Source organism: Ideonella azotifigens (assembly GCF_006519715.1).
Taxonomy (GTDB): domain Bacteria; phylum Pseudomonadota; class Gammaproteobacteria; order Burkholderiales; family Burkholderiaceae_C; genus Ideonella; species Ideonella azotifigens.
In genome coordinates this window covers 1-5895 of the sequence record NZ_VIDT01000339.1, presented here as the reverse complement: position 1 = coordinate 5895, position 5895 = coordinate 1, and the positions used below count along the sequence as shown (strand labels likewise).

Annotated in this window: 5 protein-coding genes and 1 pseudogene; 3 read left to right on the top strand and 3 right to left on the bottom strand. The window is 66.1% G+C overall.

Features of this window, described 5'->3' with window-relative positions:
* Positions 1-200 precede the first annotated feature (200 nt).
* Both FKP22_RS18705 and yiaA read left to right on the top strand, forming a co-directional pair.
* A complete protein-coding gene (locus FKP22_RS18705; RefSeq protein ID WP_141289203.1) occupies positions 201-536 on the top strand; it encodes a hypothetical protein in 336 nt (111 codons plus the stop codon).
* Between the two features lie 87 nt (positions 537-623).
* Positions 624-1058, top strand: coding sequence for an inner membrane protein YiaA (yiaA, locus tag FKP22_RS18700; RefSeq protein WP_141289202.1), 435 nt, complete (start codon positions 624-626; stop codon positions 1056-1058).
* A 616-nt stretch (positions 1059-1674) separates the two neighbouring features.
* Here the strand turns inward: yiaA and eutC are convergent.
* The 3 genes from eutC to eat form a co-directional block, all read right to left on the bottom strand.
* Positions 1675-2436, bottom strand: coding sequence for an ethanolamine ammonia-lyase subunit EutC (gene eutC, locus FKP22_RS18695; RefSeq protein WP_141289200.1), 762 nt, complete (start codon positions 2434-2436; stop codon positions 1675-1677).
* A gap of 81 nt (positions 2437-2517) precedes the next feature.
* Positions 2518-3894, bottom strand: a complete 1377-nt coding sequence (locus FKP22_RS18690; RefSeq protein WP_141289198.1) for an ethanolamine ammonia-lyase subunit EutB — start codon at positions 3892-3894, stop codon at positions 2518-2520.
* 28 nt (positions 3895-3922) lie between these two features.
* The gene (gene eat, locus FKP22_RS18685) at positions 3923-5302 is read right to left on the bottom strand and encodes an ethanolamine permease (RefSeq protein ID WP_141289196.1); all 1380 of its coding nucleotides are present in this window, start codon (positions 5300-5302) and stop codon (positions 3923-3925) included.
* 195 nt (positions 5303-5497) lie between these two features.
* On the opposite strand from eat, the pseudogene FKP22_RS18680 reads away from it, so the two are divergent.
* Positions 5498-5895 (top strand): annotated as a pseudogene (locus tag FKP22_RS18680) (hypothetical protein); the annotation flags it as partial.

The window sequence follows — 5895 nt, the reverse complement described above, 5'->3', positions numbered from 1 at the left end:
CACCCACCGGCTCCGACGGCGACAGCGAAAGCGCCCACCTGATGCGCTGGCTGCAGCGCCGGCTGGACCTGATCGAGCTGGCCGCGCAACGGCTGACCGCGGCGGCCGAAGTGCTGAAAGCCGCCGCCATGCCGCCCGAGCCGGCAAAATCTGCCATGCCAGGGCCTTGAAAAGCGCAGCGGCGATGGCAGATGAGTCACATGAACGCCAACCCTTCGCTGATCATGCTGCCCACCCGCCTGAAGCCGCTGGCCGCGCTGGCCATGCTGCTGGAGCGGCTGGAACGTCAACGCCTTGAGGCCAGTGCCGAGCAATACCAGCGGCTGGTTCGGGAACTTGGCCAACTGCTGGCCCAGGCGCCAATGGATGACGGCCTGGAACACCTGCTGCGGGCCTTCCCCGCGCTGTCTGAGCTCTACGAAAACCAGCACTACGAGCAAGCCGGCCTGTGCCGTTCGCCGCTGGAACGCTCGCTCAACACCGAGCTGGCCGCCACCGCGCTGTTGAAGAGCCTGCGCGACACCCGGCGCCACTGACCCTCCCGTTGCAGCGCTGGCCCGCTGCAACCCATGCGCGCGCCGGTTGGGTACAGTCACAGCCCAACACATCGCCGGGAGGAACCCATGAAGCCGCAACTGCAACGCCCCACCTCTGCCTTCATCGGTGCCTCGTGGCTCGCACTGGTGGTAGGCGCGGCCACCTACCTGATCGGCCTGTGGAACGCCAACATGCAGCTCAACGAAAAGGGCTACTACCTGACGCTGCTGATGTACGGCCTGTTCGCCGCGGTGTCACTGCAGAAGTCAGTGCGCGACAAACTCGAAGGCACGCCGGTGACCGGCATGTACTTCTCCCTCTGCTGGATCTCGCTGGCCGCCTCGCTCACGCTGCTTGCCGTCGGCCTGTGGAACGCCCAACTCGCGCCCAGCGAAAAAGGCTTTTACGCCATGGGCTTCGTGCTGAGCCTGTTTGCCGCGGTGGCGGTGCAGAAGAATGTGCGTGATGTGGCCACGGCAGGTGAGCACAGGACGCCCGCCGATACCCGTTCGGAAGCTTGACGCTGCACCACCTGCCCAAGGCCCATTCAGAAATTCATGGAACTGTTGGCGATCCCAACAGTTCAGCCTTTGGTCCAGCCCATGTTCCTCAGGCAAACATCGGTTGCCTTCTGGCGAGCTTGCTCGTTCTCGTCAACCAAGCGAGGAGCTGCCGGCACGCCTGGAATGCTCGTGCAACTGACCTTCTCTGCCCCTCCCGTGCATTCCCTTCTCGGGGGAGTCGCCCAACCACCGTTGACCGTCACGAGTTTGGGGGGGAGCGTATTCTCCGCCTGGGCCTTACACGTGCCAGTGTCCACTGCCAGTGTCTCAGGTGAAGCCCCTGGCTTGACCCATTGCGTGGCACATCCGGTCAACAGAATCAAACCCGCAAAAACCAACTTACGCATCGGTCTACTCTCCCTGAAATTCCCAAAAAACAACTGATCCAATCTCCTGGCACCAAGGCCTGAGGACTGTCGTTGGCGTCATCCTGAACTGCAGCCATCATTCGCAATGGCGTTCGCCTTGTCGACGATACTAGAAGCTGTATCCGCTCGGATGGCGCAAGTCCACGATCTTGAGCATACCCCCCATGAACATTGGGATGCCGAGGCCAAGCCGCCAGGTGCTCGCGTCAAGACAGAGCACGGATGTCACTGTGATCCTTCAGCCCCACCCCCGTGAGCTGCAGCCGCCGCGCCGCCTGCCCCAGCCACCACAGCTTGCGAGCCGCTTCGGCGTGCGAGAGACCTTCGGGGCGCACATTCGACAGGCAGTTGCGTTCGGCGTCGGTGCGGCCGACCTTGGGGGCATGGGTGAGGTAGACACCCAGGCTGTCGGGTGAGCTGAGGCCGGGCCGTTCGCCGATCAGCATCGCGACTTGGGCGGCGGCCAGGCGCTCGCCGATTTCGTCGCCCAGCGCCACGCGGGCTTGGGTGGCCAGGACAGGCGGGCCGAGGCGCCAACCTTTAGGTTTGGTGGCCAGCAGGGCCGCGAGCATCGGCATGGCCTGGCGTTCGACGGCAGCGGCGGAGAGGCCGTCGCCGACGATCAGCAGCAGGTCGCAACCGGCGGGGGTCTGTTGCGACAACAAGGCTCGGCTCTCGTCGCTCAGGCGCCGGCCCAGGTCGGGGCGCAGCAGGTAGGTTGAGCGATCCGGCGCGGCGCTGCGCAGTTGCAGCGTGGGTTCGCCGAACAGGTCGGCCAGTTGCGCGGCCAGCGCCTCGGCCTGCAAGGGCAGGTGCACTGCGTCGCGGGCCTGCGCGTGTGCGGCCGAGAAGGCCAGCAGTTCCTTGGTCGGCATGCTGCGCCCACTGCGGCCCAGGCCGATGCGCGCCGGGGTCTGGTTGCGCAACACGGCCCAGGGATCGGCGGTGATCAGGGGCTTGTCGGTCACAGGTGCACCCTCCACTTCGTGGGTCCCTCCATGAGGGAAGGAGCGCCCCCTTCGGGCGGCCGTGCGGGAGCGCTCATAGCTTCATCCAAAGTGCTGCAGCAAGGGGTGGCTCGGCGTCACAGGCAGCAGTTGGCCGGCCTCTCCCGTCACGCCCATGCGCTGCAGCCAGGCTTCGAATTCGGGGGCGCGCTGCAGGCCCAGCAGTTCGCGCAGCACCAGGCCGTCGTGGAACGACGTGCTCTGGTAGTTCAGCATCACGTCGTCGGCACCGGGCACGCCAATGAGGAAAGTGACGCCTGCAGCGCCGAGCAGTGTCATCAGCGTGTCCATGTCGTCCGAATCGGCCTCGGCGTGGTTGGTGTAGCAGACGTCGCAGCCAATCGGCAGGCCCAGCAGCTTGCCGCAGAAATGGTCTTCCAGGCCGGCACGGATGATCTGCTTGCCGTCGAACAGATACTCCGGCCCGATGAAGCCGACCACGGTGTTGCAGATCATCGGCTCGAAGGCACGCGCCACGCCGTACGCCCTCGCCTCGCAGGTCTGCTGGTCCACGCCATGGTGGGCGTTTGCGGACAGTGCCGAGCCCTGGCCGGTCTCGAAGTACATGACGTTGTCGCCCAGCGTGCCGCGCTTCAAACTGAGCGCCGCTTCGCGGGCTTCGCGCAGCACCGCGAGGTCAATGCCGAAGCTGCGGTTCGCCGCCTCGGTGCCGGCCACCGACTGGAACACCAGGTCCACCGGCGCCCCCTGTTCGATGGCCTGGATCTGGTTGGTGACATGCGTGAGCACACAGGCCTGGGTGGGGATCTCGAAGCGCTGGATGGCTTCGTCGACTGCATGCATCAGGCCGGTCAGCGGACCGATGCCGTCGCCCGCGGGGTTGATGCCGATCACCGCGTCACCCACGCCGTACAGCAGCCCGTCCAGCATCGAGATCGCGATGCCGCGCGGGTCGTCGGTCGGGTGGTTGGGCTGCAGCCGCATCGCCAGCCGGCCCGGCAGGCCCAGCGTGTTGCGAAAGCGGGTGATGACGCGGCACTTGCGCGCCACCAGCATCAGGTCCTGGTTGCGCATCAGCTTGCTGACGGCAGCGGCCATCTCGGGCGTGATGCCGCGGCGCACGCGGGCCAATGCCGCTTCGTCGGCCTGCTCGCCCAGCAGCCAGTCGCGGAAATCACCCACGGTGAGGTGGGCGATCTCGGCGAAGGCGGCAGCGTCGTGCGTGTCGATGATCAGCCGCGTGACCTCGTCGGCCTCGTAGGGCACGACGACCTCGCTGAGGAAGGTCTTCAGCGGCAGTTCGGCCAACGCCAGCCGCGCGGCCATGCGCTCGGCTGCCGTTCCGGCCGCAAGGCCGGCCAGCACGTCGCCTGAACGCAGCGGCGTGGCCTTCGCGAGCAAGGTCTTCAGGTCGGCAAACTGCCAGACCTGCCCCCCCAGGGTGTGTGCATACGGCATGTGTGCAGTGTGCGTCAGGTCGCGCCGATCAGGAACTGGCACCCACTGCGCCTGGCAACGCCGCAGCAGCAGTGCGCTGACCCACGGTCAGGCGGAAGTAGAGATAGGCCAGCGCCATCACGCCAAGGAACAGGCCGCTGACCAGCGGGTTGAACCAGATCATCGTGACCAGGCAACCCACGGCCAGCACCAGCGCCACCGCCGGCAGCACCGGGTAGGCAATGGCCGGGAACGGCCGCTCCAGGTTCGGCTCCTTCTTGCGCAGCGCGAACAGGCTGACCATCGAGATGATGTACATGACGATCGCGCCCAGCACCGACATCGTGACGATGTTGGCCGTCAGCGTCTGGCCACCGATGGTGATCAGCTCGTCGCTGAAGATCGCGGCAATGCCGATCACTCCGCCAGCCAGCACGGCACGCCACGGCGTGCCGAATGTCGGATGCACGGCCGCCAGCCAACCCGGCAGGTAGCCCTCACGCGCCAGCGCAAAGATCTGCCGTGAGTAGCCGAGGATGATGCCGTGGAACGACGCCACCAGGCCGAACAGGCCGATCCACACCAGCATGTGCAACCAGTTGCTGCTCTCGCCGACGATCATCTTCATCGCCTGCGGCAGCGGGTCGTTGATGTTGGACAGCTTGGACCAGTCGCCCGCACCTCCGGCGAACACCATCACGCCCAGTGCCAGCACCAGCAGCGTCAGGATGCCGGCAATGTAGGCAATGGGGATCGTGCGCTTGGGCTCCTTGGCCTCTTCGGCCGCCATCGCCACGCCTTCGATCGCCAGGAAAAACCAGATCGCAAACGGAATGGCTGCGAACATGCCCGAGATCGCCGCGGGCGAAAAGGTGTCGCTGCCGGCCCAGCCCTTGGCCGTGAAGTTGGCCACCGAGAAGCCCGGAGCGACCACGCCCATGAAGACAAGCAGCTCGACGATGGCCAGCACGGTGACGAACAGCTCGAAGGTCGCGGCCGTCTTCACACCGACGATGTTCAGCGTCATGAAGATCACGTACGCGCCCACCGCCATCAGCTTCGGGCTCACACCCGGAAACTGCACGTTCAGGTAGGCGCCAATTGCCAGTGCAATGGCGGGCGGCGCAAAGACGAATTCCACCAGCGTCGCGAAGCCGGCAATGAAGCCGCCGGTGGGGCCCAGCGCGCGGGCCGCGTAGGCAAACGGGCCACCGGCATGCGGAATGGCCGTGCTCAGCTCGGTGAAGCTGAAGATGAAACTGGTGTACATCGCTGCCACGACCAGCGTCGTGATCAGGAAGCCCAGCGTGCCGGCGCTGGCCCAGCCGTAGCTCCAGCCGAAGTATTCGCCCGAAATGACGAGGCCGACGGCCAGGCCCCAGAGGTGCCAGGCGTTCAAGGTGGGTTTCAGGTGTCCGGGGGTGCTCATGGGAACCTCCTGGTAATGAATGATGGGTTGCAACATGGGTAGGGTCGGCGGCCATCTTCGGCAACGCGAGGCGGGCTGGCTATCGGAAATCGGCAAGTTCACGCATCGCTGTCATCGGCCTGCCTCAGGTGGCACATGGATTGCAAACACCCGGCCGCCCCCGTACCTTGCACGCATCCAGCGGACCACGGAACCATGGCCCAGCCCTTCCCCGCCCTGTCACCCGCCTCCGGCAGCCCGCCACCCGGCCTGCACCTGCGCCAGACGGGGGATGCCGACGAACAGGCCGCGCTGCTGCAGCACTGGCAGCAGGACTATGCGCAGCTCTCGGCCGGCCCGTTCGAAGGCCGTGTGCGCGAACTTTGGCTGGGCGACCTGCACCTCTTTGTGGAAGACACCAGCCGCCGGCTGCTGCAGCGTGGTGCGCTGCCGGCCGGGCAACTGGCGCTCGGCCTGCCGCTGTCGCTGGGCCTGGGTGCGGTGAGCTTCTGCGGCAACACCGATTGGCAAGGCCAGGCGCGCGCCGAGCGCTTCTGCAGCTTCTCCGGTGCGGCCGGTTTTGAATTCGTCACGCCCGAAGGCCTGTGCATGGC